General features: G+C 72.1%; 28 protein-coding genes. 9 read left to right on the plus strand and 19 right to left on the minus strand.

The genetic code is table 11. The annotated features are described in order from the left end of the window. Positions 1-16 precede the first annotated feature (16 nt). The 3 genes from paaK (at position 17) to L2K70_RS20265 (ending at position 4,147) form a co-directional block, all read left to right on the plus strand. Positions 17-1,324, plus strand: coding sequence for a phenylacetate--CoA ligase PaaK (paaK, locus tag L2K70_RS20255; RefSeq protein WP_236405184.1), 1,308 nt, complete (start codon positions 17-19; stop codon positions 1,322-1,324). Positions 1,325-1,518: 194 nt separating this feature from the next. Then, positions 1,519-3,633 (plus strand): DEAD/DEAH box helicase, encoded by a 2,115-nt coding sequence (locus L2K70_RS20260; RefSeq protein WP_236405185.1) that lies wholly within the window; start codon positions 1,519-1,521, stop codon positions 3,631-3,633. A 46-nt stretch (positions 3,634-3,679) separates the two neighbouring features. Further along, positions 3,680-4,147: a DUF5709 domain-containing protein gene (locus L2K70_RS20265; RefSeq protein WP_236405186.1), complete on the plus strand. Its 468-nt coding sequence runs from the start codon at positions 3,680-3,682 to the stop codon at positions 4,145-4,147. A gap of 205 nt (positions 4,148-4,352) precedes the next feature. Here the strand turns inward: L2K70_RS20265 and L2K70_RS20270 are convergent, their stop codons facing one another. From L2K70_RS20270 to L2K70_RS20300, 7 genes are all read right to left on the minus strand, one after another. Beyond that, complete coding sequence (locus L2K70_RS20270; RefSeq protein WP_236405187.1) at positions 4,353-4,742, minus strand: VOC family protein; 390 nt, start codon at positions 4,740-4,742, stop codon at positions 4,353-4,355. Continuing rightward, entirely contained in the window at positions 4,739-5,020 is a 282-nt protein-coding gene (locus L2K70_RS20275) for an ArsR/SmtB family transcription factor (protein WP_236405188.1), read from the minus strand. The genes L2K70_RS20270 and L2K70_RS20275 overlap by 4 nt, the downstream gene beginning before the upstream one ends. 977 nt (positions 5,021-5,997) lie before the next feature. Beyond that, positions 5,998-6,741: an SDR family oxidoreductase gene (locus tag L2K70_RS20280; protein WP_236405190.1), complete on the minus strand. Its 744-nt coding sequence runs from the start codon at positions 6,739-6,741 to the stop codon at positions 5,998-6,000. An 11-nt stretch (positions 6,742-6,752) separates the two neighbouring features. Continuing rightward, the gene (locus tag L2K70_RS20285; RefSeq protein ID WP_236405191.1) at positions 6,753-7,421 is read right to left on the minus strand and encodes a histidine phosphatase family protein; all 669 of its coding nucleotides are present in this window, start codon (positions 7,419-7,421) and stop codon (positions 6,753-6,755) included. Then, positions 7,418-8,500, minus strand: coding sequence for a phosphotransferase family protein (locus L2K70_RS20290; protein ID WP_236405192.1), 1,083 nt, complete (start codon positions 8,498-8,500; stop codon positions 7,418-7,420). The genes L2K70_RS20285 and L2K70_RS20290 overlap by 4 nt, the downstream gene beginning before the upstream one ends. Then, positions 8,497-9,255: an SDR family NAD(P)-dependent oxidoreductase gene (locus L2K70_RS20295; RefSeq protein WP_236405193.1), complete on the minus strand. Its 759-nt coding sequence runs from the start codon at positions 9,253-9,255 to the stop codon at positions 8,497-8,499. The genes L2K70_RS20290 and L2K70_RS20295 overlap by 4 nt, the downstream gene beginning before the upstream one ends. Next, positions 9,252-10,481 carry an acyl-CoA dehydrogenase family protein gene (locus L2K70_RS20300; RefSeq protein ID WP_236405194.1) on the minus strand — a complete coding sequence of 410 codons (1,230 nt, stop codon included), beginning with the start codon at positions 10,479-10,481 and terminating at the stop codon, positions 9,252-9,254. The genes L2K70_RS20295 and L2K70_RS20300 overlap by 4 nt, the downstream gene beginning before the upstream one ends. 40 nt (positions 10,482-10,521) lie before the next feature. Here L2K70_RS20300 and L2K70_RS20305 point away from each other — a divergent pair, with 40 nt between their 5' ends. Continuing rightward, complete coding sequence (locus tag L2K70_RS20305) at positions 10,522-11,127, plus strand: TetR/AcrR family transcriptional regulator (protein WP_236405195.1); 606 nt, start codon at positions 10,522-10,524, stop codon at positions 11,125-11,127. Here L2K70_RS20305 and L2K70_RS20310 read toward each other — a convergent pair. Continuing rightward, on the minus strand, positions 11,099-12,685 hold the full coding sequence (locus L2K70_RS20310; protein ID WP_236405196.1) for an MXAN_6640 family putative metalloprotease: 1,587 nt from the start codon (positions 12,683-12,685) through the stop codon (positions 11,099-11,101). The genes L2K70_RS20305 and L2K70_RS20310 overlap by 29 nt on opposite strands. A gap of 61 nt (positions 12,686-12,746) precedes the next feature. Then, positions 12,747-13,142 (minus strand): FAD synthase family protein, encoded by a 396-nt coding sequence (locus L2K70_RS20315; RefSeq protein WP_236405198.1) that lies wholly within the window; start codon positions 13,140-13,142, stop codon positions 12,747-12,749. 36 nt (positions 13,143-13,178) lie between these two features. On the opposite strand from L2K70_RS20315, the gene L2K70_RS20320 reads away from it, so the two are divergent. Beyond that, complete coding sequence (locus L2K70_RS20320) at positions 13,179-14,453, plus strand: DUF445 domain-containing protein (RefSeq protein ID WP_236405200.1); 1,275 nt, start codon at positions 13,179-13,181, stop codon at positions 14,451-14,453. A gap of 3 nt (positions 14,454-14,456) precedes the next feature. Here the strand turns inward: L2K70_RS20320 and L2K70_RS21835 are convergent, their stop codons facing one another. Further along, entirely contained in the window at positions 14,457-15,659 is a 1,203-nt protein-coding gene (locus L2K70_RS21835; RefSeq protein WP_236405202.1) for a phospholipase D-like domain-containing protein, read from the minus strand. A 50-nt stretch (positions 15,660-15,709) separates the two neighbouring features. On the opposite strand from L2K70_RS21835, the gene L2K70_RS20330 reads away from it, so the two are divergent. Further along, positions 15,710-15,964, plus strand: coding sequence for an RNA-binding S4 domain-containing protein (locus tag L2K70_RS20330; RefSeq protein ID WP_236405203.1), 255 nt, complete (start codon positions 15,710-15,712; stop codon positions 15,962-15,964). Between the two features lie 15 nt (positions 15,965-15,979). On the opposite strand, the gene L2K70_RS20335 is transcribed toward L2K70_RS20330, so the two are convergent. Continuing rightward, a complete protein-coding gene (locus tag L2K70_RS20335) occupies positions 15,980-16,729 on the minus strand; it encodes an ABC transporter permease (protein WP_236405204.1) in 750 nt (249 codons plus the stop codon). After that, positions 16,726-17,622 carry an ABC transporter ATP-binding protein gene (locus tag L2K70_RS20340; protein WP_236405205.1) on the minus strand — a complete coding sequence of 299 codons (897 nt, stop codon included), beginning with the start codon at positions 17,620-17,622 and terminating at the stop codon, positions 16,726-16,728. The genes L2K70_RS20335 and L2K70_RS20340 overlap by 4 nt, the downstream gene beginning before the upstream one ends. A gap of 138 nt (positions 17,623-17,760) precedes the next feature. Between L2K70_RS20340 and L2K70_RS21840 the strand changes: the two genes are divergently transcribed. Beyond that, positions 17,761-18,948, plus strand: a complete 1,188-nt coding sequence (locus L2K70_RS21840; RefSeq protein WP_236405206.1) for a sensor histidine kinase — start codon at positions 17,761-17,763, stop codon at positions 18,946-18,948. After that, positions 18,945-19,631, plus strand: coding sequence for a response regulator transcription factor (locus L2K70_RS20350; RefSeq protein ID WP_236405207.1), 687 nt, complete (start codon positions 18,945-18,947; stop codon positions 19,629-19,631). The genes L2K70_RS21840 and L2K70_RS20350 overlap by 4 nt, the downstream gene beginning before the upstream one ends. On the opposite strand, the gene L2K70_RS20355 is transcribed toward L2K70_RS20350, so the two are convergent. The 3 genes from L2K70_RS20355 to L2K70_RS20365 form a co-directional block, all read right to left on the minus strand. Then, entirely contained in the window at positions 19,628-19,969 is a 342-nt protein-coding gene (locus tag L2K70_RS20355) for an FKBP-type peptidyl-prolyl cis-trans isomerase (RefSeq protein WP_236405220.1), read from the minus strand. The two genes, L2K70_RS20350 and L2K70_RS20355, sit on opposite strands and share 4 nt — an antisense overlap. Before the next feature lie 63 nt (positions 19,970-20,032). Continuing rightward, positions 20,033-20,464 carry a CBS domain-containing protein gene (locus L2K70_RS20360; protein WP_236405208.1) on the minus strand — a complete coding sequence of 144 codons (432 nt, stop codon included), beginning with the start codon at positions 20,462-20,464 and terminating at the stop codon, positions 20,033-20,035. Between the two features lie 19 nt (positions 20,465-20,483). After that, entirely contained in the window at positions 20,484-21,383 is a 900-nt protein-coding gene (locus L2K70_RS20365; RefSeq protein WP_236405209.1) for an inositol monophosphatase family protein, read from the minus strand. 41 nt (positions 21,384-21,424) lie between these two features. On the opposite strand from L2K70_RS20365, the gene L2K70_RS20370 reads away from it, so the two are divergent. Further along, on the plus strand, positions 21,425-21,886 hold the full coding sequence (locus tag L2K70_RS20370; protein ID WP_236405210.1) for a DUF2231 domain-containing protein: 462 nt from the start codon (positions 21,425-21,427) through the stop codon (positions 21,884-21,886). A gap of 92 nt (positions 21,887-21,978) precedes the next feature. On the opposite strand, the gene rsgA is transcribed toward L2K70_RS20370, so the two are convergent. From rsgA to L2K70_RS20390, 4 genes are all read right to left on the minus strand, one after another. Continuing rightward, positions 21,979-22,983 carry a ribosome small subunit-dependent GTPase A gene (gene rsgA / locus L2K70_RS20375; RefSeq protein ID WP_236405211.1) on the minus strand — a complete coding sequence of 335 codons (1,005 nt, stop codon included), beginning with the start codon at positions 22,981-22,983 and terminating at the stop codon, positions 21,979-21,981. Further along, entirely contained in the window at positions 22,980-24,266 is a 1,287-nt protein-coding gene (aroA, locus tag L2K70_RS20380) for a 3-phosphoshikimate 1-carboxyvinyltransferase (RefSeq protein ID WP_236405212.1), read from the minus strand. Before aroA ends, rsgA begins: the two co-directional genes overlap by 4 nt. 18 nt (positions 24,267-24,284) lie before the next feature. Further along, positions 24,285-24,815 (minus strand): DoxX family membrane protein, encoded by a 531-nt coding sequence (locus L2K70_RS20385; RefSeq protein WP_236405213.1) that lies wholly within the window; start codon positions 24,813-24,815, stop codon positions 24,285-24,287. A 63-nt stretch (positions 24,816-24,878) separates the two neighbouring features. After that, on the minus strand, positions 24,879-26,576 hold the full coding sequence (locus L2K70_RS20390; RefSeq protein WP_236405214.1) for a sigma-70 family RNA polymerase sigma factor: 1,698 nt from the start codon (positions 26,574-26,576) through the stop codon (positions 24,879-24,881). Between the last annotated feature and the right edge of the window lie 357 nt (positions 26,577-26,933).

Genomic DNA, 26,933 nt, shown 5'->3' on the forward strand with positions numbered 1-26,933 from the left:
CCCGGAGGAGCACACCGTGCACGACCTGAGTCCGCAGCCCGGCGACCTCGACCCGATCGAGACCGCGCCCGTCGAGGAGCTGCGGGCCCTGCAGCTCGAGCGGCTCCAGTGGTCGGTGCGCCACGCCTACGACCACGTCCCGCACTACCGCTCGGCCTTCGACGAGGCGGGTGTCGGACCCGACGACATCCGCGAGCTTCCCGACCTCGCGCGGCTGCCGTTCACGACCAAGGCGACGCTGCGCGACAACTACCCGTTCGGGATGTTCGCGGTGCCCCGCGAGGACGTCGTACGGCTCCACGCGTCGAGCGGCACGACCGGCAAGCCGACGGTGGTCGGCTACACCCGCGACGACCTCGGCATGTGGGCCGACGTCGTCGCCCGCTCGATCCGCGCGGCGGGCGGGCGACGCGGGATGATCCTGCACAACGCCTACGGCTACGGGCTGTTCACCGGCGGCCTGGGCGCGCACGCCGGCGCCGAGCGGATGGGCTGCACCGTCGTACCGGTGTCCGGTGGGATGACGCAGCGCCAGGTGCAGCTGATCCTCGACTTCGAGCCCGACATCATCATGGTGACGCCCTCCTACATGCTCTCGATCATCGACGAGCTCGAGGCGCAGGGCGTCGACCCGCGCTCGACCTCGCTCAAGGTCGGCATCTTCGGTGCCGAGCCCTGGACCAACGACATGCGTCGCGAGGTCGAGGAGCGGATGGACATGCACGCGGTCGACATCTACGGGCTCTCCGAGGTGATCGGTCCCGGCGTCGCCAGCGAGTGCGTGGAGACCAAGGACGGCCTGCACGTGTGGGAGGACCACTTCTACCCGGAGGTCATCGACCCGGTGACGGGGGAGGTGCTGCCCGACGGCGAGGAGGGCGAGCTCGTCTTCACGACGCTGACCAAGCAGGCTATGCCGGTGATCCGCTACCGCACCCGCGACCTCACCCGGCTGTCACCGGGCACCGCGCGCACGATGCGGCGGATGGAGAAGATCACCGGTCGCACCGACGACATGATGATCCTGCGCGGGGTCAACGTCTTCCCGACCCAGATCGAGGAGGTCGTCCTGGGCCTGCCGGCGCTCTCGCCGCACTTCCAGTGCCACCTCGACCGGACCGGCAACCTCGACGAGCTGACGGTGAAGGTCGAGCGGCGCGAGCACACCACGGACGTCGAGGCGACCGCCGCGGGGGCCGAGCTGCGCCAGCGGGTGAAGGACCGGATCGGCGTGACCGTCGCGGTGGACGTCGTCGACGTCGCCTCCATCGAGCGCTCGGTGGGGAAGATGAAGCGGATCGTCGACCACCGGAAGGCTCGCTGAGCGGTTATTTACCGCTGATCGCCTCACGGGGGCTACAGTGGCAGCAGCGTCCAGACGCCGTGCCCCGCTGATCACCCCGGATCCCACCGGCACCGCGCTCCTGCCGCCCGCTCCACACCTCACGCCGCTGCGCCCAGGGCGAGGCCGACCGGCTCGCCCGTCCCGCTAGGCGTATCCACGTCCGGGAGGACCCCTTGGCCCAGCGCCAGCGTCAACGCGGCTCCCGCCGCACCCCAGCGCACGCCCGCCACAAGGACAACGAGGGCATCGTCCCCGTCCTGGCACGCGCCGTCCGCGAGCTCGAGTCCGCCGTCCAGCGCGGCCCGCTCGCGCCCGGCCAGCGGGTCCGCTTCCAGGTGGTCGCCCTGCTGGTGCGTGAGCACCGCGGCGACGTACGACACTCGGCTGAGCTCACCGACGCCCAGAAGGCCGACGAGCTCAAGCGCCTCGACGGCATCGCGACGATCCTCGCCAAGACGGCCACGCGCGACCCCTCTCTCTTCGGCCTGCTGTCCGAGGACTCCGTCATCACGCCCAGCGCCCGCGACCTGCGCCTGGAGATGCTCCGCAAGGCCGGCATCGAGGCCGCGCCCGAGGAGCCCAAGCCGGACGACGAGGCCGGTCCCGGCCTCGGTGAGCGGCGTGTCATCCCGCAGTCGGTCGCGCAGCACCAGCTCGCGAACCCGTTCCTCGTCCCCGACTTCGAGATCGGGCGGGAGCGCCGTCGCGTGCTCGGCCGGCTCTCGACCTGGGAGCTGCTCGGCCCGCTCTTCCGGTCCTTCGAGCTCGGTGGCGCGTCGTCCTGCATGGACCTGCCCGAGCCGACCTCGCTCGACGCCCCGGGCAAGCTCGAGCTGATGCCCCACCAGGCCGCGATGATCGCGTCCGCCGCCGAGGGCCACCGCACCTACCTCCTCGCCGACGAGCCCGGCCTCGGCAAGACCGCGCAGGCCCTGCTCGCCGCGCAGGCCGCCAACGCCTTTCCCCTGCTCGTGGTCTGCCCCAACGTCGTCAAGACCAACTGGGCCCGCGAGACCGAGCGCTGGATCCCGCGCCGCCGCGCCACCGTCATCCACGGCGACGGTGGCCAGGTCGACGCCTTCGCCGACGTCATCATCGTCAACTACGAGATCCTCGACCGGCACGTCGGCTGGCTCGGGAGCTTCGGCTTCAAGGGGATGGTCGTCGACGAGGCGCACTTCATCAAGAACAAGACCTCGCAGCGCTCGCGCCACGTGCTCGAGCTCTCCGAGCAGCTCCGCGCCCGTACCGCGCGCCCGCTGCTGATGGCCCTCACGGGGACCCCGCTCATCAACGACATCGAGGACTTCCGCGCGATCTGGCAGTTCCTGGGCTGGATCGACGACAACGCCCCGATGGCGCGGCTGATGGAGAAGCTCGAGGAGACCGAGCTGACCCCTGCCGACCATGCGTTCTACCCGGCGGCCCGCAAGGCCGTGATCGACATGGGCATCGTGCGTCGCCGCAAGGTCGACGTCGCCGCTGACATCCCCGCCCGTCGCATCGCCGACATCCCCGTCGAGCTCGACGACGAGGACGCCCGCTCGATCCGCGCGGCCGAGAAGGAGCTCGCCCGGCGGCTCGTCGAGCGCTACAAGGCAGCGCTCGAGACCCGCCGTACCGGCTCGGTCGTCGAGGGCATCGACCACGAGCTCGTACGCCGCGTGGCGACGTGGGAGCGCGAGGAGATGGACTCCGGCACGTCGGGAGAGAACGTCTTCTCGATGTTCCGCCGCATCGGTCGCGCCAAGGCCGGCCTGTCCGCCGACTACGCCGCCCAGCTGGCACGCAACGTCGGCAAGGTCGTGTTCTTCGCCCGCCACGTCGACGTCATGGACATCGCGGAGGAGACCTTCACCCGCCGCGGCCTCAAGCACACCTCGATCCGCGGCGACCAGACGCCGAAGGCCCGCGAGAAGGCGATCCACGCCTTCGTCAACGACCCCGACGTCCAGGTCATCGTCTGCTCGCTGGCCGCGGCCGGCGTCGGCGTGAACCTCCAGGTCGCGTCCAACGTCGTCCTGTCCGAGCTCTCGTGGACCGACGCGGAGCAGACGCAGGCGATCGACCGCGTGCACCGCATCGGCCAGAGCGACCCGGTGACGGCGTGGCGCATCATCGCCGCGCAGACGATCGACACCCGGATCGCCGAGCTCATCGACTCCAAGGCCGGCTTGGCCGCGCGCGCCCTCGACGGCTCCGACGAGGAGGTCTCGTCGTCGGCCAACATCCAGACCGAGGCCCTCGTCGCGCTGCTGACCGACGCGCTGGAGCGCGAGCTCGCCTGACGCGTCGGTCCTTGTCCGGCACTGTCTGGTCGGACAGGCTGTGGTCATGACTGAGGACCGCGAGACCTACGGCGACCTGTCGATCGACGACGAGGACCAGCTCCAGCCCGAGGACACCCTCGACGACGGCGACCTGGAGGACGTGCTCGACCGCGGCTACTCGCCGCCGGACCGTGCCCCGAAGGGCTACGACGACTACCCGACCGAGGCGGAGCGCCTCCGGGGTGAGTCGCTCGACGAGAAGCTCGCCGAGGAGGAGCCCGACATCGACCCCTACGCCGAGGACGACGACGACTCCGACCACGAGGACGAGAACGCCCTCGACGACGAGCTCGGCCTCGACGAGGCCGACGAGCGCACCGGTCGCCTCGTGCAGCCCGACGAGGGCCTCGGCGAGGACACCGACAAGCAGGAGCTGGCCTACGACGTGGGCATCGACGGCGCAGGCGCGTCCGCCGAGGAGGCAGCGATGCACGTCACCCGCGAGCCCGACCCGGAGTCGTACGACGGCTGAGCGCCACCAGCGCGGCTGAGGCGGACGCGCGCGAGCGTTCGCACCTCTTCATAGCGACTTCACGCGAGAGTGCCGCCTCATCTCGTCCCCACCCGCTCGGACGCGCACCATGGTGGCAGGCCCTGACCGCAGAACCCCCGTCTCGGTGGGCCGTGACTCGCCCCCCGGTGCCGTAGCCGACCGTCGGGGCGAGTCCCATTCGACGTCAGCTCGTGTACTGGGCGAGCTGGAGCAGGTTTCCGCAGGTGTCGTCGAGGACGGCGACGATGACAGGGCCGACGTCGACCGGGGGCTGCGTGAAGGTGACGCCGAGGCCGGCGAGGCGCTGGTGCTCGGCCTCGATGTCGTCGACGCCGAGCACGCACCAGGGGATGCCGTCGCCCGCGAGCGCATCGGTGAACGGTGCCACCGCGGGGTGGCCCTTGGGCTCGAGCGAGACCTCGGTCGCCTCCGGGCTGCTGCCGAGCCGGACGGTGAGCCAGCGGTGCTCGCCGAGCGGGACGTCGGCGGTGACCTCGAAGCCGAGGGTCCCGGTGTAGAAGTCGACGGCGCGCTGCTGGTCGTCGACGAAGATGCTGATGGTCTGGAGCTTCACGAGGATGCCTTCCGGGTCGGCCACCGCTCCGCGATCTGCGCGAGCGGGGCGGTGTCGATGGTGTGGAGCTTGTAGCGCCCTCGTCTCTCGACGACGACGAGGCCGGCCGCCTCCAGGACGTCGAGGTGCTGCGAGACGGCCTGACGGGTCGGCGTGAGGTCGTGCTTCATCGCGAGCCGCGAGCACAGCTCGAACAAGGTCTGCTCGTCACGTTCGAGGAGCTCGTCGAGCAGGGCCCTGCGGGTCCCGTCGGCGAGCGCCTTGAAGATGTCGCCCACGCCGCGACAATAGGCAAGTGACTGCTTGCCTGTCAATGACGGTACACGTGTCCGCGACGTGGCCCCCGATCGGGCCGATCCGGGGCCAGGAGTCGGACACGTGTTGCGGCGAGCGCCACCCTGACTGCCACGCACGCCGTGGCGCCTGGTGGACGGTCGGCGACGACTCAGTCCGCGACATCGGGCTGCTGCCGGCGCGTCCCGACCGCGTTGTCGGGCTCGCACGCCGTGTTTGTCGACAGCGTGGGGCTCCTGGCGTCCGTGTCCTTGGGAGCCGGGGTGCTCCGTGCCGTCCGTACGGCACGCCGGTCCGGCGCGAGCTGGTCCGAACCCGTCCAACGCCCTCGACGTCCTGGCCGGCCGGCACCGAGGACGCCGCCGGAGATGCTCGCGGCGGGTGTGGGTGCCCTCGGTGTCCTCCTCACGGTCAGGGGCGGTCTCGACGTCGATCACTCGATCGCGGCCATGGTCGCAGTCGTCGCGCTGGCCGTGACCGTCCCGCCCCTCTGGCGCCGGTGGCGACGCGCCACGACCAAGGGGCGGCACGCGGCGTACTGAGCGCGACAGGAGCCCGGCGGTCACGAGGACCGCCGGGCTTCGGAGCACCTGGGCGGGGTGGGTGGGGTCGTGGGGAGTGCCCAGGTGGGTGCGGCCCTACGGCAGCGGGGTGGGGTTCGTCGGATCGGGCGGCACCGGGACGGAGCCGCGGATCTGGTTCTGCGCCTGGCACTGGCTCGTGCAGCTCATGGCCCCCTGGGACAGCTCGATGGCGTCCTCGCCGAGGACGCCGCCGAGCGGCCGCCCGACGTCACGGACCAGCGGGTCGTACGACCGTCCTGGAACAGCTTGGTGGCGACCTGAGGGGGTGCATGTGGTTGCTCCGGAGATGTCGGCACCCGAGTGGTGCGTGACCAGTACAGGCGTCACGAGGTGCAGGTCGACAGATGTCCGTTGGTGCCAGGACCCCGGTCGGGACCTCAGCCCATGCGGCGCAGCACCCCGACCGGGACGTGCTTGATGACGAACCCGAGCGGCGCCCACGGCCAGGCGGGGACCCGGGCCGACGCCTTCTCCTTCACGATCGTCTCGACCATCGACCGGACGCCCTTCTCGGTGGAGGTCATCAGGGGCGTCCTCGCCGACGTGCCGGACATCTCGGAGACGATGTAGCCGGGGTAGAGCACGGTCACCTTGATCGGGGTGCCGTGCACGTCGGCGCGGAAGCCCTCGGCGAGGTGGGCCACCGCGGCCTTGGTCGCGGCGTACGTCGTGATGTTCCTCGGCATCCCGCGCAGCGCGGAGAAGCTCGAGACCATCACGAGGTGGCCGGCGTCCTGCCTGCGGAAGATCGTGGCGGCCGCCTCGGTCTGGGCGAGGGCGCCGATGAAGTTGGTCTCCGCGGTCTGCTTGTTCGCGTCGAAGCGGCCGGTGCCGAGCGGCTGGCCCTTGCCGAGGCCGGCGTTCACGATCACCTTGTCGAGACCGCCGAGCTCCTCGGCGAACTCCTCGAAGACACCGAAGACGGCGTCGTGGTCGGTGACGTCGAGCGCCTTGACCGAGACGCGGAGGTCCGGGTGCGCGGCGAGGATCTCGTCGCGCAGCGCGTCGAGGCGGTCCGTACGACGTGCGCACAGCGCGAGGTCGTGCCCGAGGTCGGCGAGCTGGCGGGCCATCTCGGCCCCGAGGCCGCTGCTCGCGCCGGTGATGAGGGTCGTGGGCATCGCGGGAGGTCCTAGCGGTAGGTGAGCAGGTCGGGGGAGAGGTGGTCGTGGGCGTTGAAGGCGACGAGCGTCGTGCCGCGGCGGCCGCGGACGATCGTCGAGGTGCCGGTGTTGATCGAGACCGGGTTGAGGCGCAGCCACAGGTCCGTGCGCGCGGGGTCGGCGTCGGCGAGGAGCGCCGCGACCACCCAGGCGATGGCGCCGCCGCTGGTCAGGACGACGGCGGTGCCCCGCGGCGGCAGGCCGTCGACCAACCGCGAGAGGGCCGCGTCGACCCTGCGGGTGAACGCCGGGAACGACTCGTCGTACGCCACGTCGTGGCCGGCGCTCGTCCAGCGCCGTGTCGCCTCCTCGAACCACCGCTGAAAGGCGGCTGCCTCCGACTCGCCCTCCGCGGCCTCGGGGGAGTCGTGGACACCGAGCACCTGGAGGTGGTCGAACTCGTTCCACCCGGCGTCGGCCTCGGTGCCGTGGGACCAGCCCGCTCCCTCGAGCAGCGCGGCGGCGGTCTGCGCGTGCCGGCGCATCTCGCCGGTCACGACGAGGTCGGGGACGACCCCGCGGGACGCGAGCGCCGCCCCGAGCACCCGTGACTGCTCGTGGCCGACGGGGGAGAGGTCGTCGTAGTCGGCGGCACCGAAAGAGGCCTGCCCGTGCCGGACCAGGAGGATCGAGCTCACCCCGGGTCACCAGCGATCAGCCCGTCGAGGCGCCGGCCGATGATCTGCACGGCGGGCCCGAAGAGGGCGTACATCTCGTTGGTCGTCTGGCCGTGGAAGTACCGGTAGTAGATCTGCTGCGCGATCACGGCCATCCGGAACAGCCCGAACACCTCGTAGAACCGCCACTGCGCTGGCGTGACGGAGCGACCGGTGCGCTCGGCGTACGCCGCCACGAGCTCGTCGCGGGTCAGCATCCCCGGCAGGTGCGTCGGCACCCGCCGCATCATCTGGAACTCCGGGTCGTCGTCGGCCTGCACCCAGTAGGCCATCGACCCGGCGAGGTCCATCAGCGGGTCGCCGAGGGTCGCCATCTCCCAGTCGAGCACGCCGACCACGCGGGTGACGTCGTCACCGGCGAGGACGAGGTTGTCGAGCTTGAAGTCGTTGTGGATCACGCACGTCGCGACGTCGTCGGGCTGGCGGGCGTCGAGCCAGGCCATCACCGCCTCGAGGTCGGGCACGTCCTCCGTGCGGGCGTTGCGGTAGCGCGTCGACCACCCCTCGACCTGGCGCCGGACGTAGCCCAGGCCCTTCCCGAGGTGGGACAGCCCAGCGGCGGCGGGGTCGATGCCGTGCAGCTCGGCGAGCACGTCGACGGCGTCAAGGCACAGCGCGCGTGCCTGCTCCGGCGAGAGGGGCACGTCGGCGGGCCACTCGCTGCGCGGGATGACGCCGGCGATCCGGTCCATGGCGTAGAAGTCGCCGCCGATGACGGTGGGATCGTCGCAGAAAGCGACCATCGGGGCGACGTAGTCGAAGACGGGGGCGAGCGCCGACTGGATGACGTACTCCCGGCGCATGTCGTGCGCCCCCTTGGCCTTCGTGCCGGACGGAGCGCGCCTGACGATCAGGTCGCGGCCGGACGGGTAGCGCAGCAGGTAGGTCAGGTTGGACGCGCCGCCGGTGAACTGCCGCACCTCGGGCTCGCCGTCCAGCCCGTCCGGGCTGTCGGCGTTGTCCCGCAGCCACGAGGCGACCCTCGCCACGTCGAAGGCGTCCTCGTCCCGCACCGCCCGGGCGCCCGCCACCTCGCTCACGGGAGCGCGCCCAGCTTGGCGGCCTGGTCGCGCATCACCGCGTCGTAGGCGGGGCGGTCGGCCCACTTGAGGAAGTACGCCTGGCGCGCCGGCTCGTCGGGCACTATCACGTCCTCCCCGGCGTCCATCCCCGCCAGCACGGCGGCCGCGATGTCGTCGGCGCTGATCCTGGAGCGCTCGACGAGGCCGCCCACGACCTGGCCGATCGCCTCGTCGCTGCCCTGCATCGAGTCCATCAGGTTCGTGCGGAAGTAGGAGGGGCACACCACGCTCGCCCGGATGCCGTACGACGCCAGCTCGTGGCCGCAGGTCTCGGTGAACGCCACCACCGCGGCCTTCGTGGCGTTGTAGGAGCCCATCCCTCCCGGGTGGACCAGGCCGGCGAGCGAGGCGACGTTGACCAGGTGGCCCGAACGCTGCTCCTTGAGCATCGGGACGAAGGTCCGCGTCCCGCGGACCAGCCCGAAGAGGTTGATGTCGGTGATCCACTGCCACTCCTCGAGCGTGCAGCGGTCCACCCGGCCGCCGCCGGCGACGCCGGCGTTGTTGACCAGCACGTCGAGACCGCCCCAGCGCTCACGCACGGTGTCGAGGGCGGCGGCCCAGTCGTCGTCGGAGGTGATGTCGAGAGTGAGGTCGATGCCGTCACCGGCCACTCGGTCGGTGGCGAGCACCTCGTCGCCGCGGGCGCGGAAGGCGGAGGTGAGCGCCGCACCCAGGCCGGACGCCGCTCCGGTCACGAGAACGCGGCTCATCCGACGTACTTCCCGAGCTCGATCTTGGCGACCACGTTGCGGTGGACCTCGTCCGGGCCGTCGGCGAGCCGCAGCGAGCGGGCGCCGACCCACGCGTTGGCGAGCGGGAAGTCGTCCGACATGCCGCCGCCGCCGTGCAGCTGGATCGCCATGTCGATCACGTCGAGCGCCATGTTGGGCACCTCGACCTTGATCTCGGAGACGGCGGAGTAGGCCTCGCGGCTCATCCCCTGGTCGAGCAGCCAGGCCGCGTGCATGACGAGCAGGCGTGAGCGGTTGATCGCGATGCGGGCATCGGCGATGCGCTCGCGGTTGCCGCCGAGGTTCGCGATCGGCTTGCCGAAGGCGGTGCGGGAGACGGCTCGTGTGCAGGCGAGCTCCAGGGCGCGCTCGGCCAGGCCGATCGCCCGCATGCAGTGGTGGACGCGGCCCGGCCCGAGACGACCCTGGGCGATCTCGAAGGCGCGACCGGGCCCGAGCAGGACGTTGCCGACCGGGACGCGCACGTCGGTGAAGGACACCTCGCCGTGGCCGAGCGGCTCGTCGTAGTAGCCCATCGTGGTGAGCATCCGCTCGACCTCCACGCCCTCGGTGTCGCGCGGCACGAGCACCATCGTGTGCCGCGAGTGCCGGTCCGCCTCGGGGTCGGAGAGGCCCATGAACACGAAGATCTTGCAGTCCGGGTTACCCACTCCGGTCGACCACCACTTGCGGCCGTTGATGACGACCTCGTCGCCCTCGATGCGGGCCGTCGCGGCCATGTTGGTCGCGTCGGACGAGGCGACCGCGGGCTCGGTCATGCAGAAGGCGCTGCGGATCTCGGCGCGGAGGAGCGGCTCGAGCCACTGGGCACGCTGCTCGTCGGTGCCGTACTTGAGCAGCACCTCCATGTTGCCCGTGTCGGGTGCGTTGCAGTTGAAGACCAGCGGCGCGAGGAACGAGCGGCCCATCACCTCGGCCACGGCGGCGTAGTCGACGTTGCTGAGGCCCTCCCCGTAGGACCCCGCGTGCGCGGCCGGCAGGAACAGGTTCCACAGCCCCTGCTCCCGGGCCTTCGCCTGGAGCTCCCCGATCACCGGGTCGGGCGTCCAGCTGTCGCCCCCGCTCTCGCGCGCGACCTTGATCCGGTGGTGCACCTCGGCCTCCACCGGCTCGATCTCCGAGGTGAGGAACGCATGCACGCGCTCGCGCAGGTCGGCGGCGCGGGGGGAGAGGGAGAAGTCCATGTGGTTGACCTTCGCACACTGTTGAGCAATGCTCAACAGTGTGTCCGACCCCGTGGTGCGCAGGCGTCTGAGCGCCGACGACCGCCGCCGGCAGCTGGTGGGGATCGGGCTGGCCAAGATCGTCGAGACCCCGATCCAGGACCTCTCGCTCGACGAGGTCGCCGCCGACGCCGGCATCTCCCGGGGCCTGCTGTTCCACTACTTCCCGACGAAGACCGACTTCTACCTCGCCTGCATCGCCGCCGCGGGGCGCCGGATCCTGCGCACCACGGCGCCCGACCCGGACCTGCCCCCCGACGCGCAGGTCGAGATGACGACCCGGCTGATGGTCGAGCAGATCGACCGTCGCCGCTCCTTCTACCTCGCGCTGGTGCACGGCCACGGGGTCGCCGACCCCCGGGTCAGCGAGGTGATGGACTCGGTGCGTGACGGCAGCACGGACCGGGTGATGGTCGCGCTCGACGTCCCGGAGCGCCAGCGCGACGTCGTACGCGCGTGGTGGGCCTACACCGAGGACCGGGCGCTCACCTGGTCGGCGGTGCCGACCGGCGAACGCCCGGTCCAGGTGTCGGAGCTGGTCGGGGAGTGCGTCGCCGCTCTCCACGCCCTCCTCGGTCTTACTTCGTCACGCGCCCCGTCACGCTGAAGCGCTGGTTGTCGTCGAGGGGCTTGCCCTGGCAGGCCAGGACGGTCTTCTTGTTGCAGTTGTAGCGCGTGGAGCCGTTGACGAGCGTCACGGACACCGCACCGACCTTCCGCCCGTCGAAGCTGACCCGGGTGCGACCGTCACCGGCACGGTTGAGCCGGACGAGGCGGACCTGACGCTTGCCGTCGAGGCGGTGCACCACGACGACCGCCGACGGGGTCGTGCGCTTGAGCGGGCCGTTGACCGAGACCGCGAGCTTCCACTTCTTGCCCGAGAGCCCACGACCGGGGACGTAGGCGTAGGACGCGGACGCGAGGTGGTTGATCCGGACCGCGAACGTCTTGGCGCGCCTGCCCTTGCTGAGCCGCTTGCCGCCGCGCAGCTTGGGGAACGGGTACTCGGCGCCCTCGGGGAAGTTGACGGCCGGCGTGAGGTTGCCCGCGGCGTAGGTCGAGTAGACCTTGGTGAAGCCACCCTTCTTGCGCAGGATCTTCTGCAGGGCGCCGATGCTGTTCTTGCCGCCGTCCTTCTTGAGCGAGCCGGCCTGCTGCCACGCCTTCTTGACGATGCTGATGCCGTAGTTGTGGGACAGGTACTCCCAGAAGGTCCAGTTGCCGTACTGGTAGCCGGCCTTGTTGCTGAACGCGTCGAGCGGGACGTAGGGCGCGTAGACCTGGCTCCAGGGGAAGTACTGACGGTTGTCGTTGACCTGGGTGGCGAGGCGCTCCTCCATCCAGGTGGCCGTCGACTCCATCATCCAGGGGTCCTCGGCGTAGTCGTAGGCGTACTGCACCGCGTGGAAGAACTCGTGGGCAGCAGTCACCGTCAGGTTGTCGGTCGGGGTGGCCGGGCCGGGGAATTGCGCGGCGGCGAAGTCGTTGTCGAGCACGCAGTAGCCGGAGCCGGTGCGCTTGGTGACCCGCTTCTCGCCGGCACAGAAGCCGTAGATGTCGCCGCCGAGGTCCTTGAGGTAGACGTCGAAGAGCGGGCTGCCGCCGCGCACGCCGTCGGTCAACGGGGCGCGGAAGCCCAGGTCGTCCACGATCGAGGTCCAGACCGAGTCCATCACCGCGAGGTTCTGCGCGGGCCAGTCGGGCGACGGCGGCGCGTCGGAGCCGGTGGGCACGTAGTGCAGGCACAGGCGGGTGTTGCAGATAGGGGCAGCCTCGGGGACGGTGTAGCCGAAGCCCTGGTCGTCGGCCGCGCCGTCGGTGGGGCGCGCCAGCAGTGAGTCGGCCAGCGTGCGCTCCTTGCCGCTCAGCTCGGGCTTGCGCAGCCACAGGTCGCGCAGGGCGATCGTGGCGGACGGGTCGCGCCGCAGCGCGCTGCCCTTCAGGACGCGGCGAGCCGTGGCGAGGACGTCGGAGGCGGTCTGCTTGCCGAACGCGGGCGGGGCGACCTCGTCGGCGAAGTCGGGGACCTCGCCCGGCGACAGGACGCCGGCGCCGGACCAGGAGGGTCGGTCGGCTCGGGTGTCACCGGCGGCGACGGCGGGTGCGGACAGGGCCGCACCGCCCATCAGTGCCAGGGCGACAGCGGTGGTGACGATTCGGCGCATGGTTCCCCTCGTGGTCGGCGTCTCGCAGGCGACCCTAACGCGCCGAGGCGTCAGATCCGCATCACAGATCGGCGATGTGCTCGATGATCGCCGTGGTCGAGATCGCCGGGGTCCGCTCGAGGTAGACGACCTCGCAGACGTCGCCCAGCTCGTCGAACCTGCCCGCCCAGTCGTCCCCCATCACGAGGACGTCCGCGCCGTGCTCGAGGACGTAGTCGCGCTTGAGCTCCAGGCTCTCCTCGACGAACACCTCGTCGACGACCTTCAGGGCGCCCACGATCGCGAGGCGCTCCCGCTGGCTGAAGATCGGGGCACGGCCCTTCTTGCGCTCGTTGAGCGCGTCGGCCGAGACGCCGACGACCAGTCGGTCGCCGAGCGCGGCGGCCCGCTCCAGCACGCGCAGGTGCCCGACGTGGAAGACGTCGAACGTGCCGAAGGTGATCACGGTGCGAGGCATGCGCGGCATTCTGGCACGGTCGGAGAAGATGGCCGCATGCCCCAGTCGCAGCCCGCCATCTCGATGATCACGCCCGATCCGGGCGCGGACGAGGCGCGCCGCCGTGGGCTGCGCCGGATGCGGACCGTCGCGGTCGGACTGCTGCTGCTCGCCGCCTGCGTGTACGTCGCCACGCTGGGGCGCGACGGGGCCTGGGGCTTCGTCAACGCGGGCGCCGAGGCGTCGATGGTCGGCGCGATCGCCGACTGGTTCGCCGTCACCGCGCTGTTCAAGCACCCGCTCGGGCTGCCGATCCCGCACACCGCGCTCATCCCGCGCCGCAAGGACGAGCTCGGGCGCGGGCTCGAGGAGTTCGTGGGGGAGAACTTCCTCCAGGAGGCGGTCATCCGTGAGCGCGTCACGGCCGCGACCATCTCGCTGCGGGTCGGCACCTGGCTCGGCGACCCGGCCAACGCGCGCCGCGTCGTCGACGAGGTCTCCGACGTCGCCGCGATCGCGCTCGGCAACGTCCGCGACGACCACATCGCCGACCTGGTCACCGAGGCGCTGGTGCCACGGTTCCGCGAGGAGCCGATCTCGCCGCTGCTCGGCACGACGCTGATGGAGGTGCTGCGCGACGACCTGCACCACGGCGTCGTCGACCTCGTGGTCGAGGAGATGCACCGCTGGCTGGTCGACAACCCCGACACGTTCGCCCGGGTGCTGGGCGAGCGCGCGCCCTGGTGGGCACCGCCCAAGCTCAACGACGCGGTCGTGACGCGGATCCACCTCGAGGCGGTCGCCTGGGTGGAGGACATCCGCGACGACCCGCACCACCGGGCGCGCGAGGCGCTCGACTCGATGCTCGGCCAGCTGGCCCACGACCTGCTCAACGACCAGGAGACGATCGACCGCGCCGAGGGCTTCAAGAACCGGCTGCTCGAGCACCCGCAGGTCGTCACGACGGCGATCTCGCTGTGGAAGGCGATGCGCTCGGCGCTCCTCGGCTCGGTGCGCGACCCCGAGGGCGCCGTACGTCGCCGGTTGCTCGAGGAGCTCAACCTGTTCGCCGGGCGGCTGCGCGACGACGCCGCCCTCCGCGAGCGCCTGGACCGCCGGGCCGCCGACGTCGCGGTCTTCGCCGTCGGCCGCTACGGCGCCGAGCTGACCACCGTGATCACCCACACCATCGAGCGCTGGGACGGCAAGGAGGCCGCCCGCAGGATCGAGCTGCACGTCGGGCGCGACCTGCAGTTCATCCGGATCAACGGCACGATCGTCGGCGGTCTGGTCGGCGTGGTGATCCACGCGATCAGCCTGGCGGTCAGCTGAGCCCTACTTCCGGCAGGGCTTCATCACCGGCATGACCCCCGACCGACCCTGGAACGCCCGCGAGTACGCGTCGTCGAAGTGCGCGAGGTACTGGTCGTGGAGCCACCGGTTGCCGACGATGCGCACCATCACCTCGTCGTTGTAGAGCAGTCCGCCGCACGTCGTGTTGGACGTCCCGGTCACGACGAGGTCGGTGACCTTGCCGCGGTAGCCGGCGTGCGCGACCAGCAACTTGTCGTGGGTGAGCACGGTGCGGACGGCGTCGTCGGGGATGTCGCCGGTCGGCTGGGGCGTCTCGATCCAGTTCTCGATCGTGTCGCGCGAGGTGATCACCCGGACCTTGCAGCCCGCCCTCGACAGGCGCGCCAGCTGCCGTCGTACGTCGTCGCGCTGGATGACGGCGAACATGGCGGAGACGCGCGACCCCTTCGGGCACGACAGGTCCTTCATCGTGTCCAGGAGCAGGTCGCGACGGTTGGGGTAGACGGTCGCGGTGATCGGGCCGTGGGAGTACACCTTGTCCCGGTCGTCCCACCGCTTGCCGCCGGCCTTGGTGCTCTGCGCCTCGAGCCGCGTGAAGTAGTCGAGGCCGAAGGCGTAGAGGCCGGGGTCGTCGATCTTGAGCATCGAGTTGTACTGGCGGTACTGGCGGTCCTCGAGGTTGGCCGAGGACGTGATGAACGACTGCACGCCGCCGATGTCGGTCAGGTAGAACTTCAGGTGCTGGACGTCCTGGCTGTCCGGGTAGGGGCCGGGTGCGCGCCACGGCAGGCAGGCGCCGTCGCAGATCGTGACGTTCGTGCGGGTCGGGTCCTGGTCCTCGATCCCCTCGATGAGCCGGCGTCCGTGGCGGTTGAGCCGCAGGTCGTCGTCGCCGACGAGGTAGACGGTCGCGCCGCGGCGCTGGGCGGCGAGCAGAGCTTCGGTCGGGGGCTTGATGTCCCAGCGGAACATCGCCACGCGGATCGTGTCGCCGGGCCCGGCCGACTCGAACAGCGTGCTCGCGCGGCGCAGCACCGTCGGGTCGGACGGGACGTGGGGGGGAGAGGAGAAGCAGACCTCGACGCCGGTGTCGGTGAAGCAGCCGGACTTGTTGCGAGCTGCCGCACCCTCACCTGCTGCTGTGCCCGACGAGACGGCCGCCGTCAGGGTGGCCAGGCCGATCAGGCCGGCCGCGAGCATCGTCATCCACCGTCGTGTCCCCACGGTCGACCACACTAGGCGACCTCTGCGGAGGAACTGGTTGACTGGGAGCCATGAGCTCCACCCCGGACCCCGTCGACGTGCCGATCCGTGACGAGTCGATCCGCCTGGGCCAGTTCCTCAAGCTCGCCAACCTCGTCGAGACCGGTGCCGAGGCCAAGCCGGTGATCGCGGACGGCGCCGTCCGGGTCAACGGCGAGGTGGAGACGCGACGGGGCCGCCAGCTCGCCGCGGGTGACGTGGTCACGCTGGGCGGGCAGGCGGCCCGGGTCGCCACCGGAGAGGTCGAGATCGACGTCCCCTGGTAGCGGGATGGGGGCCGGCTACTTCACCTCGCGGTGGAGCACCCGGTAGGTGCCGATCGCCAGTGGCAGGAGCACCCAGACCGCGGCCGAGGTCACCAGCCGGGCCCAGTCCTCGCCGGCCATCCGGCCCTCGAAGAGGGGGCCGGTGACGGTGTCGAGGTTGAGCCAGCGACCGACGTCCTCGAGCGAGGAGATGGCCGTCGTGGCGATCGACCAGACCGTCGGCAGCACGAGCACCGACACGATGGCGACCGGGGTGTTGAGGAAGAGCAGCCCGAAGGCGACGCCCTGCAGCACGTAGACCAGCAGCGCGAGCACGGTCCCGCCGGCGATCGCGGCGCTGACGTCCCACTCGCCGGTGCCGCCGACGACGTTGGCGAGCGCCGCCGCCGCGACGGCGGCGGCGAGGACCACGACCGCGAGGGCGAGCGCCGCGAGGGCCTTGGCCAGCACCACCCGGCCGCGGCGGGGCTCGAGGACGAAGGTCACCAGCCCGGTCCTTTGCGACCACTCCGCGGTCGCGGCCATCACGCCGATGATCGGCAGGAGCATGGCGAGCGGGAGGGTGGCCAGGCCGACGAGGCCCCGGAACGACGCGTCTTCGGCGGGACCCCAGATGACGAAGCCCGCGAGGATGAGCGCGGCCGCGGCGGCCATCACGACGATCATCCAGCGGCCGGAGCGGGTGTCGACCATCTTGCGCAGCTCCGCGCGCAGGGTGCGGGAGAAGGGGACGCCGGGACGTCCCTCGAGGGTGGCGGTGCTCATGCGGCGTCTCCTTCGCGCGAAGTGGCGGCCGTGAGGCCGAGGAACATCTCTTCGAGGCCTTCGGAGCCTCCGGACCGCAGCTCGAGGAGCACGACCCGCTCGTCGGCGGCGATGCGGCCGACCACGCCGGGCTCGGCGTCGACGACGAGGCCCGACCCGGCCCTGGTGACGGGCACGTCGGCCTGCTCCAGCAGGGAGGCGAGCCGTACGTCGTCGGTGGAGCGCACCGTCGTACCGCCGCGGGCGAGGAGCTCGTCCTTCGAGCCCATCGCCACGATCCGGCCCCGGCCGATCATGACCAGGTCGTCGGCCACGATCTGCACCTCGTGGAGCAGGTGGCTCGACAGCAGCACGGTGCCGCCGCCGTCGGCGAAGCGGCGCAGCAGCCCGCGCATCCAGTGGATGCCCTGCGGGTCGAGGCCGTTGGCGGGCTCGTCGAGGATCAGGACCTGTGGCTCGCCGAGGAGCGCGGCGGCGATGCCGAGCCGCTGGCGCATGCCGAGGGAGTAGTTGCGGACCCGGCGGCCCGCCTCCTCGTCGCTCAGGCCCACCAGGGCGAGCACCTCCTCGACGCGGGCCCTGGAGACCCCGATGGATACCGCGGCGACGCGGAGCACCTCGCGGCCCGTGCGGCCGGGGTGCTGGGCCGAGGCGTCGAGCATGACGCCGACCTGCCGGCCGGGGTTGTGCAGCTCGCGGTAGGTCTGGCCGAGCAGTGTGGCCCCGCCCGAGGTGGGTGGGGTGAGGCCGGTCATCATCCGCATCGCGGTCGACTTGCCGGCGCCGTTGGGCCCGAGGAAGCCGACGACGCTGCCGGGACGCACCTCGAAGGAGATGTCGTCGACGGCGGTGAAGCCGCCGTAGCGCTTGGTGAGGTTCTCGATCGTGATCATGGCCCCAGCCTCCCCGCGCCGGGAGGGGCGGACATCGGGCACAGGTGTCGGTCGGGTCCACCCCAGGTATCGGCGTGCATCGCACGACGACACCTTGGTCGGACGTGGACGCCCGCCGCGACGTCCTACGCTCGAGGGGTGTCGAGCCACGAGGACGAGCCCGCGCAGCGCAGCGGGCGCCTCGCGGTCGCGTGGCGCTACGGGCTGGCGGTCCTGATCAGCCTGGTCGTGTGGGGACTGCCCCTCGTCGCTGCGGGGGAGCGTGAGCCCGGACCGAGGCTGACGTGGTTCCTGGTGGGCGACCCGGTGCTGGGGCTGCTGTCCTTCGTGCTGATCCGCTGGCGGCACCGGCGCCCGGCGCTGGTCGCCGGTGTGCTCACCGCGTTCTCCTTCGTCTCCGCGTCCGCCGCCGGCCCGGCCTCGTGGATCGTCGGCTCCCTCGCCGTGCGGCGTCGCTGGCGCCTGGTCGCCGTCATCGGGCTGCTCAACGTCCTGGCCGGACTGGTCCTCGAGCGGATCGGCATCGGCGACGACGCACTGCCGCTGTGGGTGTCCGCCGCCTTCGGCTTCCTGGTCGTGGGCATCCTCGTCGCCACCGGCTACGCGATGTCCTCGCAGCGCCAGCTCGTCGACTCCTACCGCGACCGGGCCCTCACCGCCGAGCGCGAGCAGGTGGCCCGCGTCGCGCAGGCCCGCGCGGCCGAACGCACCCGGATCGCCCGCGAGATGCACGACGTGCTCGCCCACCGGATCTCGCTGGTGGCGATGAACGCCGGGACGCTGAGCTATCGCACCGACCTGACCGAGGAGGAACGAACCACGGCCGCGCGCTCGATCGAGGACAACGCGCAGCGCGCGCTGAGCGACCTGCGGGCGGTGCTCGGGGTGCTCCGCGACCCACTGCGACCCACGGACGGCACGCCGGAGCCGCCGCAGCCCGGCGTCGACGACATCGCCGGCCTGGTCGCGGAGGAGGCCGCCGGCGGCATGCGGGTACGCCTCTCCAACCGCATCGACGGCGAGGTGCCGCCCGCCACGGGCCGTACGGCGTTCCGGATCGTGCAGGAGGCGCTCACCAACGTGCGCAAGCACGCCACCGGGACAGCGGTGACCGTCGACCTCGCGGGCACGCCCGACGACGGTCTCGTCGTCGCGGTGCGCAACGCAGCGCCCGTGGGACCCGTGGCGCGACCCAGCCTGCCCGCGTCGGGCCTCGGGCTGATCGGCCTCGCCGAGCGCGCGGAGCTGGCGGGCGGGCGGATCACCCACGGGGTCGACGGCACCGGCGGCTACGCCGTACGGGCGTGGATACCGTGGACGTCGTGAGCAGCACGGGGGGGCCGACGCCGATCGCGCTCGCCGTCGTCGACGACGACCCGATGGTGCGCGCGGCCCTCGCCATGATGCTCGGGGGCGGCTCGGGCATCGCCGTGGTCGCCGAGGCGGAGAACGGCGAGGAGGCCCTGCGCGTGGTGCCGGCGTCGGGCGCCGCCGTCGTGCTGATGGACATCCGGATGCCGGTGCGCGACGGACTCAGTGCGACCGAGGAGCTGCTGCGCACCCACCCGGACCTGAGGGTCATCGTGCTGACGACCTTCGACACCGACGACATGGTGCTGCGGGCGCTCCGCGCGGGTGCGGCGGGCTTCCTGCTCAAGGACACCAAGCCCGCGCGCCTCGTCGAGGCGATCCGCTCGGTCGCCGCGGGGGAGCCGATGCTGTCGCCCAGCGTCACCGCGCAGCTGATCGCCGCGGTCACCCGCGACACTGGCCCGGACACCCACGACCGCACCCGCGCGGCGCGGGCCGCCCTCGCGGAGCTCACCGACCGCGAGCGCGACGTCGCCGACGCGGTCGCCCGCGGGCTCAGCAACGCGGAGGTGGCCGCCGAGCTGTTCATGGGCGTGCCGACGGTGAAGACGCACGTCGGGCGGATCTTCGCCAAGCTGGGCGTCGAGAACCGGGTCCAGGTCGCGATCCTGGTCCACGACGCCCAGGCGCCGGACTAGCGGACGTCGAGCAGGTCGACGACGAAGATCAGCGTCTCGCCGGGCTTGATCACGCCACCGGCACCGCGGTCGCCGTAGCCGAGGTGCGGCGGGATGACGAGCCGGCGGCGGCCGCCGACCTTCATCCCCTGCACGCCGGTGTCCCAGCCGGAGATGACCTGGCCGATGCCGAGGCGGAACCTCAGCGGCTCGCCGCGGTTGTAGGAGGCGTCGAACTCCTCGCCGGTGGAGTGGGCGACGCCCACGTAGTGCACGGACACGGTGGAGCCGGACGTGGCCTCCGCGCCGTCTCCCTCGACGAGCTCGGTGACCTCGAGGTCGGTGGGCGCGTCGCCCATGTGGGGGTCGACGTCGGGCTTCTCGGACACAGGGACTCCTCTTGCTGGGATCTTGTGTGGACTTCAGGTCTGGTGGACGTAGCTGTCGAGCTGGTCGCGCTCGAACTCGAGCTCGCCGATGCGGCTCTTGACCACGTCACCGATGCTGATGATGCCGGTCAGCCGTCCGTCGGCCACCACCGGGACGTGCCGGATGCGGTGCTGGGTCATCGTCTGCATGAGGTCGGTCAGCCCGTCCTCGCCCGCGCAGGTGCGCACCTCGGCGGTCATGATCTCGCTGACGGCGGCGTCCAGCACGCCGGCGTCGGCGTGCAGGCGGCGCACGACGTCACGCTCGCTGACGATGCCCGTCACGCGCTCGCCGTCGTCGCTCACCACGAGCGCGCCGACGTTGTGCTCGGCCAGCAGGGCAACCAGCTCGCGCACGGTGGCGTCCGGACCGATGGTCACGACGTCGTGGCTGGGCTTCGCGTTGATCACGTCGTTGATCTTCATCGACCAACCGTAGCCACATTCAGTCGAGGACGGGAGGTGCCTGCCGGTCGCGCAGGCTGCTGACCGAGCCGGGGCCGCGGCGCGGCACGTCGGGGTCCGTGCCGTCGTCGTCGATCGAGCCGAGGAAGGACAGCGCGGCGTCGTGGAGGTGGCCGTTGGTGGCGAGCGCGTTGCCGCCCCACGGCCCGTCGCTGCCGTCGAGCGAGGTGAACCGTCCGCCGGCCTCGCGCACGATCACGTCGAGGGCGGCCATGTCGTAGAGCGCGAGCTCGGGCTCGGCCGCGATGTCGACGGCGCCCTCGGCCAGCAGCATGTAGGACCAGAAGTCGCCGTAGGCGCGGGTGCGCCAGCAGCGGCGCGACAGGGAGACGAAGTCGTCGAGGCGGTCGCGCTCGTCCCAGCCGGAGAGGCTGGAGTAGGACAGCGACGCGTCCTCGAGGCGCCGTACGTCCGACACCTCGCAGCGGGTGGCCTTGAGCAGCGAGCGGCCGGTCCAGGCGCCGTTGCCGGCCGAGGCCCACCAGCGGCGCTGCAGCTGGGGCGCGGAGACGACACCGAGGACGACCTCGTCGTCGACGGCGAGCGCGATGAGGGTCGCCCAGACGGGCACGCCGCGCACGTAGTTCTTCGTCCCGTCGATCGGGTCGACGATCCAGCGGCGCTGGCTGTGACCGGTCGTGCCCTGCTCCTCGCCGACGACCGCGTCGCGCGACCGGACCCGCGACAGGGTCCGGCGGATGCCCTCCTCGACGGCCGAGTCGGCGTCGGTGACGGGGGTGAGGTCGGGCTTGCTCATCACGTGGAGATCGAGCGCCTTGAAGCGCGCCTGGGTCAGCGAGTCCGCGTCGTCGGCCAGCACGTGGGCGAGCCGGAGGTCGTCGGTGTAGTCCTGCGGACGAGCGGGGCCGGTGGGCGACATGTTCACAGGCTATTGCCAGAAACCACCCCTACCCTGCACCCATGGAACTCAACGGTCTGCCGCTCCACCCGCTCGTGGTGCACGCTGTGGTCGTCCTGGGGCCGCTCGCGGCCCTCACCGGGCTGGCCTACGCGTTCGTCCCGCGGTGGCGGTGGCTGCTGCGCTGGCCCCTCGTGGCGCTGTCGGTCGTGACCGCGGTCGCGGCCGTGGTGGCCACCCAGTCGGGGGAGTCGCTGCTCGAGGCGCGACCCGAGCTCGAGCAGCTGGTCGAGGAGCACGAGGAGCGCGGCGAGCTGCTCCGCAACGTCGCGCTCGGCTACGCGATCGTCTCGCTCGTCGCGGCCTGGGCCCTCGGCGGCGTCTCGGCGCTCGCGTCCGGCAAGGGAGCCCGCGAGACCCGCTTCGGCGTGCCGGTGCTGGTCGTCCTCGCCATCGGTGCCGTCGCCCTGCTGGTGACGCTCTTCCTCGCCGGGGAGTCCGGCGCGCGCGCCGTCTGGGGCTAGATCCTCAAGGCCAGGCGCGCACACGTGTCCGGGTCGTGGCCCTCGATCGGACGGTCAAGGGGCCACCACCGCCACACGTGTGGCCGTACGACCTACCAGTCGCTCGCGCCCTCGCGGGCGGCGAGCAGCCGGCGGAAGGACTCGACCCGGTCGGGGTCGGTCTCGCCGGCGGCGACGGCCTCGTCGAGCCCGCACTCGGGCTCGTCGGCGCCGTGGGTGCACCCGCGCGGGCAGTCCTCGGTCATCTCCTCGAGGTCGGGGAAGGCCTCGATGAGGTTCTCGGGCTGCACGTGGGCGAGCCCGAAGGAGCGGATGCCGGGGGTGTCGATGATCCAGCCGTCGCCGTCGGGCAGCTCGAGGAGGTACGCGCTGGTGGAGGTGTGGCGCCCGCGCCCGGTCACCGCGTTGACGATGCCGACCTCGCGACGGGCGTCGGGGACGAGCGCGTTGACCAGCGTCGACTTGCCGACGCCGCTGTGCCCGACGAGCACGCTCGTCCTGCCCTTGAGCCGCTCGCGGAGCTCGGCCAGGTCCCCCGCGGACTCGCCCTTGAGCTTGGTCACGACCCACGGCACGCCGAGCGAGCGGTAGGTCGACAGGAGGGTCTCCGGGTCGGCGAGGTCGGCCTTGGTCATGCAGAGCAGCGGCGTCATCCCGGCGTCGTACGCCGCCACGAGCGCGCGGTCGATCAGTCGCGGGCGTGGCTCCGGATCGGCGAGCGCGGTGACGACGACGAGCTGGTCGGCGTTGGCGACGATGACCCGCTCGACCGGGTCGTCGTCGTCGGCAGTGCGGCGCAGCGTCGTCGTACGGGGCACGACCTCGACGATCCGGGCGAGCGACCCGTCGTCGCCGCTGGTGTCACCGACGACACGGACGTGGTCGCCGACCACCACGCCCTTGCGGCCGAGCGGTCGCGACTTCATCGCCATCACCCGGCGGCCGTCGAGCAGGAGGGTGAACCGGCCGCGGTCGACCGTGACGACGCGGGCGTCGACGGCGTCGTCGTAGGACGGACGGTCCTTCGTGCGCGGTCGGGTACGGCGCCGGGGCCGCTCGTAGTGCTCGTGGTCGTGCTCGGAGTAGCGGTTGCTCACGAGTCCCCGCCCAGCACCGCGGCGCTCCACGCGGCGGCGAAGTCGGGGAAGGTCTTCGACGTGGTCGCGACGTCCTCGACCAGGACTCCGTCGACGGCGAGGCCGAGGATGACGCCGGCGTGGGCCATCCGGTGGTCGGCGTAGGTGTGGAAGACGCCGCCGTGCAGGGGAGCCGGCGTGATCGAGAGGCCGTCCTCGCGCTCCTCGACCTCGGCGCCGAGGCGGCCGAGCTCGGTGGCGAGGGCGGTGATCCGGTCGGTCTCGTGGCCGCGGATGTGGGCGATCCCGCGGAGGTGCGACGGTGAGTCCGCCAGCGCGCAGAGGGCGGCGACCGCCGGAGTGAGCTCGCCGACGTCGTGCAGGTCGAGGTCGACACCCGACAGCCGATCCGGCCCGGAGACGGTGAGGCCGTCGGCCGACATGGCCACCTCGCAGCCCATCAGGGCGAGGATCTCGCGGAACTGGTCGCCCGGCTGCGTGGTGCTCGCCGGCCAGTCGCGCACCGTGACGGTCCCCCCGGTGGCGGCACCCAGCGCGAGGAACGGCGCCGCGTTGGAGAGGTCGGGCTCGATGTCGTGGTCGACCGCCGCGACCGGTCCGGGCGCGACGGCCCACCGGTTGGCGTCGGTGTCGTCGACCTCGACACCGTGCCGGCGCAGCATCTGGACGGTCATCTCGATGTGGGGGAGAGAGGGCACCGGCTTGCCGACGTGGCGTACGTCGACCCCGTGCTCGTAGCGGGCACCGGCGAGCAGCAGCGCCGAGACGAACTGCGACGACGCGCTCGCGTCGATGGTGACCGTGCCGCCCGCGACCGTGCCGTCGCCGACCACCGCGAACGGCAGGGCGCCCCGGCCGCCGTCCTCGACCGTGACGCCGAGCGCGGACAGGGCGGTGAGCATCTGGCCGACCGGGCGCAGGCGCATGTGGGGGTCACCGTCGAAGCCGACCCTGCCGCGGGCCAGCCCGGCGACCGGCGGGACGAAACGCATCACGGTCCCAGCGAGCCCGCAGTCGACCTCGGCGTCGCGGTCCCAGGCTGCGGGAGTGACGGTCCAATGACCGTCGGCGTCCTCGATGCCGGTGCCGAGCGCCCGCAGCGCGGCCGCCATCAGCAGGGTGTCGCGCGAGCGCAGCGGTCGTCGTACGACGCTGGGGCCGTCCGCGATCGCCGCGAGCACGAGCGCGCGGTTGGTGAGCGACTTGCTGCCGGGCAGCGAGACGACGCGCTCGACGGGTCCGTCGGGACGCGGGGCTGGCCAGTGATCAGGCTGGTCGGTCACCCGCGAAGACTATCGGCGTCAGGTCAGCTGGGCCTTGGCGAGCCGTGCCTCGCGACGTGCGTCCTTCGCGAGCACCCGCGCCTCGCGGCGGACGTCCTTGGCGGCACGACGCGCTCGCCAGGCCAGGCCGGGCTTGCCCTCGGTGTCGACGCCCGCGAGCAGCAGGCCGCCGAGGACGGAGGTGTTCTTGGCGAACTGCAGGCGCTGCATGGCCTTGGCCTGCGGGTCCGTCTCCTCCCAGAACCGGTGCCCGGCCAGCGTGGTCGGCACCAGCGACGCGGCCAGGACCGTCGCGCTGAGCCGCGGCGCGCGGCCGGTGGCCAGCGCGGCGGCGGCGAGGATCTGCGCGCCGGCGTTGATCCGCACGAGCGTCGCGGGGTCCGTCGGGATGGGCGCACCCGGCGCGACCTGCTGGGCGAGCGGGACGACCTTGTCGGTGACCTTCTTGGCCTTCTCGGCGTGCGCCTCGGTCTTGCGGAGCGCGTTGGCGCCGCCGACGACGAAGATCGTGGCGAGCATCGGACGGGCGAGCAACCGGGTGATCGTCATGCGTCCTTGTCTACACGATCGTCCGGGAGGTCGCTCCGTCCGGAGGGGTACGAGGCGGCGGGCTCAGCCGAGGTCGGCGCGCCAGGTGTTGTTGCCGGTGTCGGCGTCCTGGTCGGCGGGGGTGAGGCTCGCGGTCACCTGCGCGCCCTGCGGGGCCACGACCTCGAAGGCGAAGGGGGACAGGTCGGCGCCGGAGACCTGGCAGGTCGCGCGCGCCTTGGCGTAGGTGCACCGACCGTCCGTGGTGCGGACGACGTTGCCGTCGGACTCGACCACCAGCACCGCGCTGCTGCCCGGGGGGAGGCCCGCCACCCGCAGCACGACGTCGTACGTCGGCCGCGCGCCACCCACGCTCCCGGCCAGGGACGGGTCCGGCACGACCGGCGGCGGCGCGGTAGGTGTCGACGTTGGCGTGGAGGTTGGCGTGGAGGTCGGCGTGGAAGTCGCCTCCGAGGTGGGCTGCGAGGTCGGCGTCGGCTTGGTGGTTGCGGTCTCGGTCGGGGTCGAGGTCGGCGAGGAGGTCGGCCCGGACGTGGGGCTCGAGGTCGGCGAGCTGGTCGGGGTGTCCGTCGGCGTCGAGGTGGGCGAGTCGGTCGGCGTCTCGGTGACCGTGGGGTCGGAGGTCGACGACGGGTCGCCGGTGGGGCCGGTGGGGTCCGTCGTCGGGTCGGTCAGGAGGTCGACCTCGTCACCGGGGACCAGCACGACCTCGTCGGACGAGCCCCGCGTGCTGGAGTCGGCGCCATCGAGCTCCGGCGAGGTCGTCGTCGACGCGTCGGAGGTGGCGGCCGGCACGTCGCGCGAGCCGCTCGCGTCGGGGCGCGGGTCGGGGGCGCGGGTCGCGAGCGCGACGCCGCCGGCCACGATCACCGAGCTGGCGGCCACTCCGGCCACGGCCGCCGTGGCCGCGTGCCCGGCGACGAGGTCGCGCACCCGGCCCACGAGCAGCGACAGGCCGAGCGGCAGCGAGCCGCCGGCGGCGGCCGCGCCCAGGTAGGCCGAGGCCACGCCGCCGAGCAGCAGCGGAGCGAGCAGTGCGCCGAGGTTGGAGTTGACCTCCGAGAGCTCGAGGTAGACCGCCATGCACGGGCGGCACTCCTCGAGGTGCTCCTCGACCTTGGCGCCGTCGCGGCGCGAGATCGAGCCGCGGACGTAGGCACCGAGCTGGCCGTGGGTCCAGCGACAGGTGTCGGCCTCGAGCTCGGCCGCGTGCTGGGTGAGGAAGGCCTCGCGCAGGCCCTCGCGCGCCCGGTAGGCCAGCGCCGAGACGGAGTTGGCGCTCATCCCGAGGATCGGCGCGATGTCGGCGGGCTTGTCGCCCTCGACCTCGGTGTGCCACAGCACGAGCTGCCAGCGCTCGGGGAGCGAGGCGAACGCCTTGGCGGCGGCGGCGCTCTCGAACCCCTCGACGGCGGTGTCGACGAACGGCACGCCAGGGTCGAAGGGCTCCAGGTCGTCGGTGGTCGTCAGGCGTGCGGTCGCCCGGATCCGGTCGACCTGGAGCCGGCGCACGGAGGTGAGGAGGTAGGCGCGGAACGCCACGTCCGGACCGCCGCCGCGCTGCAGGACTCCCAGCACCTTCACGAACGCCTCGGAGACCAGGTCCTCGGCGTCGGCCGGTGGCACCAGCTGGCGAGCCAGCCGCCGGGCGGCCTCGACGTGGCGCTCGAAGAGCGTGCCGTAGGCGTCGACGTCCCCTCCGCGGACCGCCGAGATCAGCTCGGCGTCCCCCGGGGCCTCGATGCTGGTCGCAACGCTCATGTCCTCGGACGCTTCCCGGGGCCCTTCAGGCCCCGTCTGGTGCCTCGCACTGTAGTCCTCCGAGCGTGCACGGGGCGCCCTTCGGCAAAATCCGGAAAACCCGCCCGGCTCCGCGTCATGGCCCGCGATGGCGTCCGTCACAACGGTGAGCAGGACACATCGAAGGGGGCTGCCGTGAAGATCTTCGCCACACGTGGGCGTCGTCTTGCGGCTGCCGGTCCTGGGGTGGGTGGTCCAGCGCTTCCCGTGCGGTCGGGGTTGCCGCACCGGTACGAGGCGCTGGGGGAGGCACTCACCTCGGGATCGGACGTGCTCGGGGCGTGCGCCGTCGCGGGGGAGGACCTCGCCCGCGACGGC

The sequence above is a fragment of the Nocardioides potassii genome (assembly GCF_021648885.1).
GTDB lineage: Bacteria > Actinomycetota > Actinomycetes > Propionibacteriales > Nocardioidaceae > Nocardioides > Nocardioides potassii.